This is a genomic window from Vibrio gazogenes (genome assembly GCF_023920225.1).
Lineage (GTDB): Bacteria > Pseudomonadota > Gammaproteobacteria > Enterobacterales > Vibrionaceae > Vibrio > Vibrio gazogenes.
The window spans coordinates 3394333-3408950 of sequence record NZ_CP092587.1; the positions used below are offsets into that span (position 1 = coordinate 3394333).

General features: G+C 46.8%; 13 protein-coding genes and 1 pseudogene. 2 read left to right on the forward strand and 12 right to left on the reverse strand.

What is annotated here, in order from left to right; translation table 11 throughout:
- Positions 1 to 75: 75 nt before the first annotated feature.
- The 3 genes and pseudogenes from spfP to hemB all read right to left on the reverse strand — a co-directional run.
- Positions 76 to 120: pseudogene (gene spfP / locus MKS89_RS21070) on the reverse strand (small protein SpfP); the annotation flags it as partial.
- Positions 121 to 315: 195 nt separating this feature from the next.
- A complete protein-coding gene (gene polA, locus MKS89_RS15085; protein WP_072959388.1) occupies positions 316 to 3087 on the reverse strand; it encodes a DNA polymerase I in 2772 nt (923 codons plus the stop codon).
- A 705-nt stretch (positions 3088 to 3792) separates the two neighbouring features.
- Positions 3793 to 4839 (reverse strand): porphobilinogen synthase, encoded by a 1047-nt coding sequence (gene hemB, locus MKS89_RS15090; RefSeq protein ID WP_072959385.1) that lies wholly within the window; start codon positions 4837 to 4839, stop codon positions 3793 to 3795.
- 335 nt (positions 4840 to 5174) lie between these two features.
- Between hemB and MKS89_RS15095 the strand changes: the two genes are divergently transcribed.
- Positions 5175 to 5939, forward strand: coding sequence for a TatD family hydrolase (locus tag MKS89_RS15095; RefSeq protein WP_072959382.1), 765 nt, complete (start codon positions 5175 to 5177; stop codon positions 5937 to 5939).
- Between the two features lie 92 nt (positions 5940 to 6031).
- Here the strand turns inward: MKS89_RS15095 and tatC are convergent, their stop codons facing one another.
- The 8 genes from tatC to MKS89_RS15135 form a co-directional block, all read right to left on the reverse strand.
- Positions 6032 to 6781 (reverse strand): twin-arginine translocase subunit TatC, encoded by a 750-nt coding sequence (gene tatC, locus MKS89_RS15100; RefSeq protein WP_072959379.1) that lies wholly within the window; start codon positions 6779 to 6781, stop codon positions 6032 to 6034.
- A 99-nt stretch (positions 6782 to 6880) separates the two neighbouring features.
- Entirely contained in the window at positions 6881 to 7204 is a 324-nt protein-coding gene (gene tatB / locus MKS89_RS15105; RefSeq protein ID WP_072959376.1) for a Sec-independent protein translocase protein TatB, read from the reverse strand.
- A 6-nt stretch (positions 7205 to 7210) separates the two neighbouring features.
- Entirely contained in the window at positions 7211 to 7435 is a 225-nt protein-coding gene (tatA, locus tag MKS89_RS15110) for a twin-arginine translocase TatA/TatE family subunit (protein ID WP_072959374.1), read from the reverse strand.
- A gap of 44 nt (positions 7436 to 7479) precedes the next feature.
- Entirely contained in the window at positions 7480 to 9117 is a 1638-nt protein-coding gene (gene ubiB, locus MKS89_RS15115; RefSeq protein WP_072959372.1) for a ubiquinone biosynthesis regulatory protein kinase UbiB, read from the reverse strand.
- On the reverse strand, positions 9114 to 9719 hold the full coding sequence (locus MKS89_RS15120; protein ID WP_072959369.1) for a ubiquinone biosynthesis accessory factor UbiJ: 606 nt from the start codon (positions 9717 to 9719) through the stop codon (positions 9114 to 9116). Before MKS89_RS15120 ends, ubiB begins: the two co-directional genes overlap by 4 nt.
- 13 nt (positions 9720 to 9732) lie before the next feature.
- The gene (gene ubiE / locus MKS89_RS15125; protein ID WP_072959585.1) at positions 9733 to 10485 is read right to left on the reverse strand and encodes a bifunctional demethylmenaquinone methyltransferase/2-methoxy-6-polyprenyl-1,4-benzoquinol methylase UbiE; all 753 of its coding nucleotides are present in this window, start codon (positions 10483 to 10485) and stop codon (positions 9733 to 9735) included.
- A 156-nt stretch (positions 10486 to 10641) separates the two neighbouring features.
- A complete protein-coding gene (rmuC, locus tag MKS89_RS15130; RefSeq protein WP_072959366.1) occupies positions 10642 to 12207 on the reverse strand; it encodes a DNA recombination protein RmuC in 1566 nt (521 codons plus the stop codon).
- Between the two features lie 96 nt (positions 12208 to 12303).
- Positions 12304 to 12537: a hypothetical protein gene (locus tag MKS89_RS15135; protein WP_072959363.1), complete on the reverse strand. Its 234-nt coding sequence runs from the start codon at positions 12535 to 12537 to the stop codon at positions 12304 to 12306.
- 259 nt (positions 12538 to 12796) lie between these two features.
- Between MKS89_RS15135 and MKS89_RS15140 the strand changes: the two genes are divergently transcribed.
- Complete coding sequence (locus MKS89_RS15140) at positions 12797 to 13705, forward strand: DMT family transporter (protein WP_072959583.1); 909 nt, start codon at positions 12797 to 12799, stop codon at positions 13703 to 13705.
- A 52-nt stretch (positions 13706 to 13757) separates the two neighbouring features.
- Here the strand turns inward: MKS89_RS15140 and araC are convergent, their stop codons facing one another.
- On the reverse strand, positions 13758 to 14594 hold the full coding sequence (gene araC, locus MKS89_RS15145; protein ID WP_072959361.1) for an arabinose operon transcriptional regulator AraC: 837 nt from the start codon (positions 14592 to 14594) through the stop codon (positions 13758 to 13760).
- Positions 14595 to 14618 lie beyond the last annotated feature (24 nt).

A 14618-nucleotide genomic window follows, 5' to 3' on the forward strand; every position in this document is an offset into this window, starting at 1 on the left:
TTTTATTGATGCATAACATATATTTAACACAATAAAAAACGCCCCAGTCAAAAACTGACTGGGGCGGCTGAAACAGCCTAATCCAATAACGTGAAACAAAAGGTCTGAAAGATAGAACATCTTACCTCTGTACCCTACGTCATTAAATGTACAATAAACTGATGAAAAAGAAAACCCATTTTGTAGTTTTTTTTCACTCATATTAAATCAGACAACATAAGAAACTGATATTTTGTTACTTTTTTTATGTAAAAAAAAAGCTGACACTTGTGCGCCAGCTCATAAAAATTAGACTATATTGGCAAAAAAAGCCGATTAATGGGCTTGTTCCCAACTATCACCCCGCCCAACATCTGCAACTAAAGGCACACGAAGCGTTGCTGCGGATTCCATGAGTTTTTGTATTTTACTTTCAATTTCGGTCAGAGATGACTCTTGGATTTCAAAAACCAGCTCATCGTGCACCTGCATCAACAACCGGACTCTCCCCTGACCTTCTTGCTCGATCCACGCATCCACTAATAGCATCGCTTTTTTGATGATATCAGCGGCAGTTCCCTGCATCGGTGCATTGATCGCAGCACGTTCCGCAGCTTTTCTTCGCATACCATTACCGGAGCGAATTTCCGGTAAATGTAAGCGACGGCCAAATAGGGTTTCTACATATCCCTGCTCGCTTGCTTGCGCACGCGTATCTTCCATGTACTGCATCACGCCGGGATAACGCTCGAAGTATCTCTCCATATACGATTGCGCTTCGCTCCGAGGAATACCAAGCTGTTTCGCCAAACCAAATGCACTCATGCCATAGATCAAACCAAAGTTAACGGCTTTGGCACGACGACGCTGTTCGCTGGAAACTTGCTCAAGCGAAGTCCCTAAAATTTCAGCAGCCGTGGCGGCATGAATATCTTTCCCTTGCTGGAAAGCATCTAACAAAGACTGATCACCTGACAGATGTGCCATAATTCTCAACTCAATCTGAGAATAGTCGATCGCGACAATCTTCCAACCGGGTTCAGTGACAAATGCCTGACGAATCCGCCGTCCTTCTTCATTCCGTACCGGAATATTCTGTAAATTCGGATCGGTTGATGACAGCCGTCCGGTTGCGGTCACCGCTTGATGATAAGAGGTATGTACGCGTCCTGTGACCGGATTAATCATTTTGGGTAACTTATCGGTGTAAGTCGATTTCAGTTTCGCCAGACCACGATGCTCCAGAATCACTTTCGGCAACGGATAATCGAGTGCCAGCTCCTGTAAAACCTCTTCATTGGTTGATGGTGTCCCGGAAGGTGTTTTTTTCACGACCGGCAGCCCCATTTTTTCAAAGAAGATATGTTGTAGCTGCTTCGGAGAATTCAAGTTAAATGACTCTCCGGCAATCTCAAATGCCTTGCTTTCCAATTCTTCTAGTCGCTGAGCAATTTCCTGAGACTGAACATTCAAACGCATATCATCGATATGAACACCGGTTCTCTCCATCCTTGACAGCACGGGAACCAATGGCACTTCAATCTCTTGATAGACACGCAACAGTGCTTCATTCTGCGCCAAATTATCCATCAAACGATGGTGCAACCGGAGCGTGACATCCGCATCTTCAGCCGCGTAAACACCTGCTTGTTCCAGATCAATCTGGTTAAATGTCAGCTGATTTTTACCTTTGCCGGCAATTTGTTCGAACGAAATACAACTATGTTGCAGAAAACGAAGTGCCAGACTATCCATATCATGCCGTCCGCCCACACTGTCATATACGTAAGAAGCCAGCATGGTATCGTGCTGAATCCCACGTAATTCAATGTCATAACGGGCCAGAATACTCATGTCAAACTTCAGGTTCTGTCCGACTTTATGGCTGTGCTCATTTTCCAGAATCGGCTTAAGCTGGGCCAATACCCAATCGCGATCCAACTGCTCCGGTGCATCCATATAATCATGCGCAACCGGCACATAGGCCGCTTCACCTTCATTGATTGCAAATGACACTCCAACGAGATTGGCTGTCATATAGTCCAATCCATCCGTTTCGGTATCAAAAGCAAACAGAGATGAGTTTTTTAGCTTGTCTAGCCAAGCCATAAAATCAGATTCATTCAAAACGGTCTGATACTGGCTACGATCAATATTGACCGCCGATGTATCCATCGTTACCGAAGCCGCATCTGATGCCTGATTTATTTCAGGGCTTCCCGCAGGGCTTTCAATCAGTTCATTCAGCCAAGATTTAAATGTCAGTTGCCCGTACTGCTGAATCAGTTCTTCTCGATCAGCAGGACGCTTGACCAACGTATCCAGAGTGTCTTCCAGTTCAACATCCAGTTTAATCGTCGCGAGTTGGTAAGAAAGCCATGCATTGTCTTTATTCTCTTCCAACTTCTTCGCCATTGTCTTGGAGCCCCGGAATCCCAAATCAGCAATTTTATCGAGATTCTGATAGAGCGCTTCCAGACCGCCGATTCCCTGAAGCAATGCAGTCGCTGTCTTTTCACCGACACCCGGCACGCCCGGAATGTTATCAACTTTATCGCCCATCAACGCCAGATAGTCGATGATGAGTTCCGGAGGTATCCCGAACTTCTCTATCACGCCTTCGCGATCCATCACGACATTCGTCATGGTGTTGATCAAGGTCACCTTATCGTTCACCAATTGCGCCATATCTTTATCACCCGTGCTAATCAGCACCGGAACGTCGGCATTGGTTGCTTGCATCGCAATCGTCCCGATCACATCGTCGGCTTCCACACCTTCGATTGCGATTAACGGTAATCCCATAGAGCGGATAATTTTATGCAGCGGCTCAATCTGGCAACGTAATTCATCCGGCATTGGTGGGCGATTGGCTTTATATTCTGCGTACATCTCATCACGGAACGTTTTGCCTTTCGCATCAAACACGACGGCAATCCGCTCCGAAGGATACTGACGCATCATGCTACGGATCATATTAATGACACCATAAACGGCATTGGTAGGGATTTCACCATTACTCATGGTGCTTGGATAGGCATGGAATGCACGATAAAGATAAGAAGAACCGTCAATCAGAATGAGCGGGTTATCAGGAATATGGGCCATAGTTTTTTGGTATCCGGATGTGGAGGTCTCAACATTATCTGCTTAGAATGCCATGAGTTCCCTGAGGATTCCACGTTCTACCGAGTTTTTACCGAAATCCAAAACGACTGGAATCCACAGAAAAGATTGGATATTGTGGATAAGTCTGTTCATAGTTTTATTTCCACTCATATACAATCAGTAAAAACAACCAAAAACACATATATAAATATTTGATTTTAAATTATTAAATAAAAGATCTGTGTAAAAAAACATGATCTTTTTGGGATCAATCATTGTGGAAAAGTATATCGTTCTGTTAACAAAAACAATCTGACTAAAAAAGAAAAAGCGACACCCAAAGGATGTCGCCTAGCATAATCAAGAAAGTGATACGTGTGACCAAATCGCTTTCTTATAAAGCTATAAATACACTGGAAGCAATGTGAGCAATGTCGTGTCAAAAAGAAGAGTGCAAGCCTGTAAACACCATCGCATCGAGTAGCCAAAATAATCGAGCTACATCTAAGCGCTGTGGTGAACTCCCTCATTCCCTAAGACGGTAATAATAATAATTATTCTCATTTAAAAGATCAAGCATTAAATGAGAAAAAGTCTCATTTGCCTTTAATGCCAGACGTAACTTATTCAGAAATAAAATAATAAAGGCTGACAATTGTCAGCCTTGGATAAATTCTTCACTCGATGAGATTACTGATATTAATATCACTGATGTTTTTTCAGTGCGGCAACCCGCTCCGCTTGCTCTTCAGCAAGCCACTGCGCAACATCTTTCGCGAAATAGGTCAGAATGCCATCCGCACCTGCCCGTTTAAAACAAAGTAACGATTCGATGACCGTCTCTTTTTCTTTCAACCAGCCATTGATGAAAGCAGCTTTATGCATCGCATATTCGCCGGAAACCTGATAAGCAAACGTTGGCACCTGTAACTCAGATTTCACCCGACGGACAACATCCAAATACGGCATCCCCGGTTTCACCATCACCATATCAGCGCCTTCACCAACATCTAACGCCACTTCTTGTAAGGCTTCATCAGTATTCGCCGGATCCATCTGATAGGTTTTTTTATTACCGCCTTTCAGATTGCTTGCTGAACCAATCGCATCACGGAAAGGACCATAATAACTCGATGCATATTTCGCCGAGTAAGCCATAATCTGCGTGTGAATATATCCCGATTCTTCGAGCGCATCACGGATCAAGCCAATCCGGCCATCCATCATATCTGACGGGGCAACCACATCAGCGCCGGCTTCAGCATGAGACAAGGCTTGCTTCATCAGCACTTCCGTTGTCACATCATTGATCACATATCCCTCTTCATCGATGATGCCATCCTGACCATGGGTGGTATATGGATCTAATGCCACATCGGTAATGACGCCGATTTCAGGCACATGCTCTTTCAAAGAACGAACCGCCCGTTGAATCAAACCTTCAGGATTATAAGCCTCGGCAGCATCAAGACTTTTTACATCCTGATTCACAGAAGGAAACAGTGCAATGGCTGGCACACCGAGACTCGCAAGATACTGCGCTTCTTCAAGAAGAACATCGATCGATAAACGATCCACACCCGGCATCGACTCAACCGGCTCACGGCGATCTTTGCCCATCAACACAAATATCGGATAAATCAGGTCACTGACTGATAGCTGATTTTCGGCAACCAAGCGACGGCTAAAATCATGTTTACGCACACGACGCATACGACGACCGGGAAACTGACCTACGATAGAAACTGACACATGTAACTCCTTCTCTGATGTGGGTTGCAAATAGCATCAAGCCCTGCCACACCCTGTACCTATCACGCACGATTCTGCTTATGAGCCGTTCTGAAAACGGAAAGCACCGATAAAAAGTACACGGCGACAAAAACCTGTTGCTCTCACAACACTAATATGACCTTCTCATCTGACAATACGGTGGTTGAGAAGACGCAGTATTGTCACTGGAGGTGAGCTGAAATCATATCACTGTCCAACTGACACACCATGCCTATTGAAGTAAAAATTCAAAAAATGATCTCAAGGCGACGATCTTTTATAATGCTTCATTCAACCCATGACCGGAAAATACCATGATTGATACGCACGCCCATGTTTATGCCCGTGAATTTGACCATGATCGAGAAGATGTGATTCAACGAGCTCTGGCACAAGGTGTCGATATGATCTGTATGCCGAATATCGATCTCGACTCTATCGGTCCAATGCTGGCAACCGAGGCCGCCTATCCTGAAATATGTCGTTCAATGATGGGATTACATCCTTGCTACGTCGATCAAAATGTTCATCAGACGCTGGATATCATTCATGCATGGTTTGATCAACATCAGTTCATTGCCGTCGGTGAAATTGGCATCGACCTATACTGGGATACCACCTATCAAGCACAACAAGAGGAAGCTTTTCTCACCCAACTGAACTGGGCAAAAGAGGAGCAGCTCCCGGTCGTGATTCACACCCGCAACTCAATGCAAGAAACGATTCAACTACTCAGCCAGGCCCAAGACGGTTCTCTGCAAGGGGTTTTTCACTGTTTTGGTGGCAGTGTTGAAGAAGCCAAAGCGATTCAGGATTTAGGCTTTCATCTTGGCTTAGGCGGCGTGACGACGTTTAAAAATGGTGGGATGGATCAAGTCGTTCCGCATCTGGATATCCGGCAAATCATCTTGGAAACAGACTGCCCTTATCTGGCCCCGGTACCTCACCGCGGGAAACGCAATGAACCGGCCTACACTCACCTTGTCGCCCAACGAATTGCCGCACTGAAAGAGATGTCGCTTGACGATGTGGACAGACTAACCACGGATAATGCGAAGCAATTATTTGGCCTGTCCTGAGATAACACAACAGCATAGCCGGAGTATCGTTGCGCAAGGGGAAATTATCCATCCCCTTGTCGGTACTGGTACGCGACCAACACAGGTCTTCGCTACGAATCCTGTTCCTCTTTTTCCGGTACTTTTTTGCTATAGAAACGGGCACAAAAAACACCAATTTCAAACAACAGACAGATAGGAACAGCCAGCAGCGTCTGAGAGATAATATCCGGTGGGGTCAGCAACATCCCGACCACAAATGCGCCGACAATAATGTAAGGTCGTTTTTGCTGAAGTGCTTTTGGTGTTGTTGCACCCGTCCAACAAAGCAGCATGATGGCAACCGGCACTTCAAACGCAATTCCGAATGCTAAAAATAGCGCCAGGACAAAATCAAGATAGCTGGTAATGTCAGTCGCAAAAGCAACCCCTCCGAGAGAAATCGCTGTGAAGAAACCGAACACTAAAGGAAAAACCACAAAATAAGCGAATGCAACCCCACAATAAAATAAGACCGAACTCGACAATATCAGGGGCATCACCAGCTTGCGTTCATGCTGATACAGACCCGGTGCAACAAAGGCCCAGATTTGATAGAGCAGATATGGAACCGTGATGAACAGCGCAACAATCAGTGTCAGCTTAAGCGGGGTAAAGAATGGTGAAGCGACGTCGGTGGCAATCATGGTTGCGCCTGCGGGTAACCGCTCAACCAGCGGCCGGGCAACAAACTCGTAAATATGATTGGCAAAATAGACCAAACCAAGAAATACAACGATAACGGCCACAATGCAACGCAGCAATCGATCACGTAATTCCAGTAAGTGACGAATTAAAGGTTGAGTTTGCTCAACAGACGACATATTGACTCCATATCACGTCAGGAACAGATGACGTCAGAAAAAACAAGCCGAAACAACACGCGCAATGCTGAATACATCGCAACAGTTATCTCACAACCGTTATTTAGACGATTTCTCTGCGCTTTCATCATGCGTTGAAGGTTGCTCAACGTCACGAATGGGAGTATCCACGGATTCATGTGATTGGTGTAATTCAGGAAATGGATCGTTCGCTTTCATTTGCTCAGCTTGCTGATGATTGTCTTTGAGTTCCTGTATCTGCAACTCTTGAGACAGTTCATGCTGGACATGATTGGCGATCTTCTTCACGGACGCAATAAATCGGGCGAGGCTTCGAATCGCCTGAGGCAAGCGCTCCGGCCCCAGAACAACCAGCGCAATCACCGAAATTAATACCAGCTCCCAAAAACCGATATCAAACACCGGGATCTACTCTTTGTCTTGATGGTTGTTCTGTGCAGAAGAAGCGGATTTCTGTGGTGTTTCATCCGGCTTTTCTCGCTTCGCTTCAGCAGGATCTTCATCCATCGCTTTTCTAAAGCCTTTCACGGCACTGCCCAGGTCGCTGCCCATGCTCCGCAATTTTTTAGTGCCAAACAGTAACACCACAATAGCCGCAATAATCAGTAATTCCGTAACCCCAATGCCACCCATATCACAATCCTTTTATGCTTCGTCAAACCGCTCAGCAGATATGCTTACCGTCGGTAGAACATCCAACTGATTAACCAAGACATCCCACCGATCACAGCGGTACTGATTGACAGATGCGGCTCTTGCCCATTCGCCAAAAAGACGGCTGAACAAATCAGTGCAGTAGCCCCAATCCCTAAGAAAAATTTTCCTCGGGCCTGATCCCGTTTCACCTGACGGTAATCCTGATACATCGCATTGACCCGCTGATTCATCACGCGCCCTTGCTTAAGACTTTCGTAGACCAGTTCTGGTAATTCCGGTAGTTTTTCTACCCAGAATGGCGCCTTCTCACGGATAGAACGCAATACAGCACCCGGCCCAACCTGATCAAGCATCCAACGTTCCAAAAACGGTTTGGCCGTTTTCCATAGGTCGAGTTGAGGATATAACTGTCGTCCTAAACCTTCCACATAAAGTAACGTTTTTTGCAGTAAGACCAGTTGCGGCTGCACTTCCATATTGAAGCGACGGGCCGTATTAAATAAATTCAACAACACGTGACCAAATGAAATCTCACACAGTGGCTTAGCAAAAATAGGTTCGCACACGACCCGAATCGCACTCTCGAATGCATCAAGATTCGTATCATATGGTACCCAGCCGGACTCGACATGGAGTTCTGCAACGCGCCGATAATCACGATTAAAAAATGCCAGAAAATTTTCCGCCAGATAGCGTTTATCTTCTTTATTCAGCGTTCCGACAATCCCACAATCCAACCCAATCCACTGCGGGTTCTCCGGATGAGCAGGCTGAACAAACACATTGCCCGGATGCATGTCGGCATGGAAGAAACTGTCTCGGAAGACTTGCGTAAAGAAAACACTGACGCCACGTTCCGCCAACAACTGCATATCGGTGCCGTTTGCCTGTAGCGCATCAATATCCGAGACTTGAATCCCGTAGATACGTTCCGATACCATTACGGTTTCATTACTGTATTCCGAGATCACCTCAGGAATGTAGAGCTCTTCACTGCCCTCAAAATTACGTCGCAACTGAATCGCATTCGCGGCTTCTCGTCGTAAGTCTAGTTCATCCCGCAACGTTTTCTCATATTCCCGAACTACTTCAACCGGCTTTAACCGACGTGTTTCAGGCAGCGCTTTGGCAACAAGACGAGCCATCCGATACATCAATTTAATATCCGCGGCAATCACCGGCCGGATATCAGGACGAATCACTTTGAGCACCACCTCACGGCCGTTGGATTTCAATGTTGCAGTATGTACCTGAGCAATCGATGCTGAGGCCAGCGGTTCAACCGAAAAATCATCAAACCAGGTCTCAACCGCACCGCCCAACGCTTTTTCAATCTGTTGCTTCGCTAAGTGACCGTCAAATGGTGAGACTTTATCCTGTAGCAGCGCCAGTTGATCAGCGATATGCGGGGGGAATAGATCCCGGCGGGTGGACATCATCTGACCAAACTTAATCCAGACCGGACCAAGATCCTGAAGTGCCAGACGCAGACGCTCACCTAATGGTTTCTCAGGATAACGATTCTGCAGCCAGAAGAGTGCTTTTCTCGCGAGTAATGGCGCTCGGAGCAAGTGATGATCAGGGAGAAATTCATCAAGACCATATTCCAGCTGTACCTTGATGATACGGTACAAGCGCTTGATTTCTGTTGGGGTCATAGTTTCTCCGCCAGAGACTGAATCCGGCTTTCAAGTCGGGATAGCTGACTGTGTACTTCATCCACTTGATCACAAAAATCAGCCACTGCGAGGGGTCCCGGAACGATTTGCCACTCTTCCGTTAAAACCTGAGCAATATGGGATTGGTGACGCTGATGTTGTGTTTGCAGAAAATGACTAAAATCTTTGGCGGCTTGCGTCACTGTATGGGCGACGACATCGCCACTCAGACGTGATAACCACTCTTCCCAATCCGGTTTACAGTCCGTCATCAGTTGAGAAAACTTCTGAGCCAGTTGGATATCACCTTCCAGTATCAACTTATCCTGTTTGATCAATTGCGTGATATTGGCCTGCTCCCGTAACTGCGGCAGCGTCGATAATGTCAGAGACAGATAACAATCCGGTGTCCCTTCATACCGTGCTAACACATCAATTTGTTGGCTGAAAACAAACGTCAGCGTTTGATTCAGCTCTTTCAGATGAACCTGAATCACATGACCTTTCAGGCGGGCAAGCTGACGAATCAGTACCGGATCATCCTGAATCAGTCGGTTCAGGATGGTTTCAATCGTTGCGGTCAGTAAAGGTGCGAATGGCATAGACACCGCCTTGTCAGAATTTATAACCACGGTGAAGCGCCACAATACCCGCGGTCAGATTGTAATAACTTACTTGCTCAAAACCAGCATCGACCATCATCTCTTTTAACGTTTCCTGATTCGGATGCATCCGGATCGACTCGGCAAGATAACGATAACTGTCAGCGTCGTTGGCAATGAGCTGCCCCATCTTCGGCAGAAGATGGAATGAATATGTATCATAAATTTTGGATAACGGTTCAAACACTGGTTTCGAAAATTCCAGCACCAACAGACGTCCGCCGGGCTTCAAAACCCGAAACATCGAGCGTAACGCTTGCTCTTTGTCGGTGACATTGCGCAGGCAAAAGCTGATTGTAATACAGTCAAAATAATTATCGGGGAATGGCAGCTCTTCCGCATTCGCCTGAACATAATGTACATTGCCGATAATGCCATTATCACGCAGCTTATCCCGACCGACACATAGCATTGAATTGTTGATATCCGCCAGCACGACATGTCCAGTGTCACCGACCATCCGGGAAAACTTGGCCGTCAGGTCTCCTGTACCACCGCCCAGATCCAGAATTCTCTGTCCGGCACGGACACCGCTGCAATCAATCGTAAATCGTTTCCACAATCGGTGAATACCACCGGACATCAAGTCATTCATGATGTCGTACTTCGCTGCGACAGAATGAAAAACTTCTGCCACTTTATGCGCTTTCTCCGCTTTGGCGACGGTTTCAAAACCAAAATGGGTTGTTTCTTGATTTTCTGCCATTTTTTCAGATTGCACGCCTTTACCTACCTTGCATGATCGAATAGAAGCCACACGTCACATTACCACATCATCCATAATGCTTAATAAACAGATTGTTGATAAACCAATGTGACTGACTGATTGCGCTAGTTTACTGTATCCCCTGTCGGATGTCTTTCAGCAATCGGCAGATTTTGTGCCGATGTATGCGCTGTCATTTTGTCTATTCTCTTCCGATAAAACCGCCTCAGACGAACCGGCATCAGCCCCCTCCCTCTGCGACGCCTCAACCCACCGAGAAGCAATCGAACGTTTCACTTCAACGCCCAGTTGCTTAAAACTTTCCGCCTGTCGAATTGCGTTACCACGCCCACTCGACAGCTTATTCATGGCATTCTGATAACTCAGCCCGGCCTTATCTATGGCATGACCCAACGCGTCCATATCGTCAACAAATAAGCGTAATTTGTCGTAGAGTTTTCCGGCTTTCTCCGCAATGTGTTGGGCATTTTGATTCTGATATTCATTGCGCCATAAATTATCGACGGTTCGTAAAGCCACCAGTAATGTGGTTGGACTGACAATAATGATGTTTTGTTCCATCGCATCTTTGACTAAAGCGGGATCCGCCTGTATTGCCAATTGGAATGCCGGTTCGACCGGAATAAACATCAAGACATAATCGAGTGTCCGGATACCTTGCAACTGCTGATAGTCTTTCTTACTCAGTCCTTTGATATGAGCGCGAATCGCAAGTAAATGTTCACCAAGAGCTTTATCACGCTCAACGTCACTCTCGGCATGGAAATAACGTTCATAGGCGACCAGTGCCATTTTTGAATCGATCACCACTTGCTTCTCATTCGGCAGATTGACGATCACATCCGGTTGATAGCGCTTACCCGCTTCATTTTGCAAACTGACCTGTGTCTGATACTCATGCCCTTCGCGTAACCCTGACTCCGCCAGAACCCGGGCCAACACCACTTCTCCCCAGTTGCCCTGTTGTTTATTATCGCCTTTGAGTGCCTGCGTCAGGTTCAACGCTTCTTTCGCCATCTGTTCATTGAGACGTTGTAGATTTTTCAACTCATGGACCAGTGTATGACGCTCCTTGGCTTCTTGGCTGAAACTGTCATTGACCTGTTTTTTGAATCCTTCCAATTGTAACTTCAACGGATTCAGCAATCCTTCCAGACTCTGTTTGTTCTGCTGATCAACCTTCGCTGTTTTGACATCAAACAGGTGATTCGCCAACTGTTCAAATTGCTGCTTCAAGCGCTCTTCAGCACGTTCCAGCAGCTGTAACTTTTCTTGACTGGCAACCATCTGGGCTTGATGGCGCGCTTCCTGCTCACGCAGTTGCCCTTGCAATTGCGCGTGCTGTTCCCGTAACTGCACCAGCTCGACATTCAACTGCGTTCGTTCTTGCTGCAAGGTCGCCATTTGCCCCAGTTTTTCAGTCGCTGCCATATACTGCCCATGCAACTGTTTCAGCTCAGCCATTGCCAGATCATGGGCATCTTCTGATTCATGCAGATCAGCCTGTGTTTGTCGCAATTGCGTGGTGACCTGATCCAACACTTGTTCGTGGAGTTGCTGTTGACTCGCCAGTTGTTGCTGCAACTGACTCAATTGCAGTTGCATTCTTTGCTTCATCCACCAGCCCGTGATGCCGGCAGAGCCAACAATACAGGCGGCAGACATCAACAGTAGGGATTGGTATTCAATAATCCATTGCATCATGGGGATCAATTCTGTTTTTCAGCATATAGAACTAAAAATGGTATTGCCGGACTGGATCAATGTCCAGTAGATTTGCGGTACAAACCGGTCAACCTAACCCCGGATGTCTGGCGGTGTGAGCTGAGCATATGCGGTTGTGACCGATTCCAGCGATTCATCGGGAACATGCACTACCTGCTGACATTGCTTGCACGTCGTGACGGCAATGCCCATCACCATGCCGGTTTGCCCCAACAGGTGCACGTTTCTCAACTGAGAGCGCAGTTCCACCGGACCACATAACGGACAGATCCCCCAAATCTTTCCACCGGATTGCTTCTCCGTCATCCTCTTTTCCTTATCAACTATGCTGATCAACGAGAGCGAAAGTACGAATCTTCGCCCGAAAACCTTACCTTGAGATCGCAGTCAATTCGAATCACGTCACTTAGTCATGCGAGCAACATCTCACCAACTCATCATGTTGTAACACTTGGATTTATTGTTTATATGACACAAATAACATGGTTAACGGGAGCTTATGTTATGCTCAGGCCACGAGTGGCGGATAGAAATACATGGCTTATCCAAAATGAATAACAACCTGATCAATGAAAAACAAGCCTTGCTCTTCGGTCTGACAGCGGTCTTATTGTGGTCAACGGTCGCAACAGCATTCAAACTCACACTGGCACAACTGACACCCATTCAGATGCTGGCTGTCGCTTGCGTCGTTTCAGTCATTTCGTTACTGATGATTTGTGCCTATCAGCGTCAACTGGGGCAAATCCTGCCGACATTTGCTGCCAATCCCAAATATTTCATCATTTCCGGATTGATTAACCCACTCTGTTATTATCTGATTCTGTTTCAGGCCTATCGCCTGCTTCCCGCCTCTCAGGCACAATCGATCAACTATAGCTGGGCCATGACGTTAACCATCATGGCGGCTATTTTTCTGAAACAAACGATCCGTAAGCAAGACTATCTGGCGGCGGCGCTGTGTTATTTGGGGGTGTTGGTGATAGCGACCCGAGGCAATTTGCTGGCGCTGGATTTCGCTAGCCCTGTGGGTGTCGGGCTCGCCCTATTATCCACACTGCTGTGGGCCGGTTACTGGATTCTCAATACCCGTAACACGGCGGATCCAGTCGTTAGCCTGCTATTAGGATTCCTCGTTGCTCTCCCTTGTACACTCATCCTGTCACTCTACGAAGGTGCCGACTGGTCTCATATCACAGCACAAGGCTGGCTCAGTGCCGTTTATGTTGGGTTGTTTGAAATGGGTATCACCTTTTTCCTCTGGCTGAACGCACTGAAACGTACCCGTCACACTGCCAGAATCAGTAACCTGATTTTTATCTCTCCGTTTATTTCACTACTGCTGTTAGCAGTGATCATTCAAGAGCAGATTCATCCGACAACGCTCATTGGACTGGTTTGTATTATCACCGGGCTGACGATTCAGCAGCTCAAGCCAAAACGTACCAGCCCACCTCAAGAAACCAAACAATAGCTTCAGGGACTTTTCCTGAAGCTTGATTGCAAGATGGGGCAAGGTTTTGCGCTTAGGTAATTTGCTCCCGATAGCGTTTGGGGCTGACGCCCGACTTACGTTTGAACACCCGGGAAAAATAGAGGGGATCGGTATAGCCGACAATGCGACCGATTTGGTTCACCGAATAGTTGGTTGTGACCAGCAACTGTTTGGCACGGCTGATACGCTGATCATCACGCCACTGTGTAATGGTCATCGACATCTCCTCACGGAACAAGTGCCCTAACCGCGACGGAGACAGGCAGATATGCGAGGCAACCATTTCCATGGTGAAATCCTGATTGAGGTTCTGCGTCATATAATTCATCGCCTCGATCACGCGCGGATCGAGTGGTTTACTCACCACATCCGGTTGCAAACTCTTACAACGAATCAGCAGTTGTTCCAGCAGATTGATCGATAAATCACTCCGATAAGGTTCATCGGATTTGGCGGTATACTCGATATCAATGAATAAACGTTCCAGATGATGAATGGTAGTTTGGTCCAACCCTCGGGTGATATACACCCCGTGTTGCTCTTCCTGCCAGCTCAGCCAGTCATGCCAGAAGGCTCGGGGACGAAAATAAACCCAGCGATGAAACCAGCAGACACTGTCTGCTTTACGATGATAATAGTGAGCCGCTGTCGGGGGAAACAGTAGTAAATCGCCGGGGCCGACATCAATTGCCTGATCACCGGCAAAAAGCGTGCCCTCACCTTTACTCGTCAGGTTGATAATATACCCTTTCATACCATTGGGGCGGTCAATGGTAAAATCCAATTCATCTCCTTCAATAATCGGCGTCAGCCCTGCCACCAAATGTGCATCGAAGTTATACCCAGGTTTGAGCGGATCGTCTTGCATCCTACATCCTATACTACTTTCCTT

What these genes read in the sequence shown, in the direction of transcription:
- rmuC (WP_072959366.1), bottom strand. Translation starts at nt 12,207, where the DNA reads ATGCAATGGATTATTGAATACCAATCCCTACTGTTGATGTCTGCCGCC.
- ubiB (WP_072959372.1), bottom strand. Translation starts at nt 9,117, where the DNA reads ATGACCCCAACAGAAATCAAGCGCTTGTACCGTATCATCAAGGTACAG.
- MKS89_RS15135 (WP_072959363.1), bottom strand. Translation starts at nt 12,537, where the DNA reads ATGACGGAGAAGCAATCCGGTGGAAAGATTTGGGGGATCTGTCCGTTA.
- polA (WP_072959388.1), bottom strand. Translation starts at nt 3,087, where the DNA reads ATGGCCCATATTCCTGATAACCCGCTCATTCTGATTGACGGTTCTTCT.
- MKS89_RS15095 (WP_072959382.1), top strand. Translation starts at nt 5,175, where the DNA reads ATGATTGATACGCACGCCCATGTTTATGCCCGTGAATTTGACCATGAT.
- tatA (WP_072959374.1), bottom strand. Translation starts at nt 7,435, where the DNA reads ATGGGTGGCATTGGGGTTACGGAATTACTGATTATTGCGGCTATTGTG.
- araC (WP_072959361.1), bottom strand. Translation starts at nt 14,594, where the DNA reads ATGCAAGACGATCCGCTCAAACCTGGGTATAACTTCGATGCACATTTG.
- tatC (WP_072959379.1), bottom strand. Translation starts at nt 6,781, where the DNA reads ATGTCGTCTGTTGAGCAAACTCAACCTTTAATTCGTCACTTACTGGAA.
- MKS89_RS15120 (WP_072959369.1), bottom strand. Translation starts at nt 9,719, where the DNA reads ATGCCATTCGCACCTTTACTGACCGCAACGATTGAAACCATCCTGAAC.
- ubiE (WP_072959585.1), bottom strand. Translation starts at nt 10,485, where the DNA reads ATGGCAGAAAATCAAGAAACAACCCATTTTGGTTTTGAAACCGTCGCC.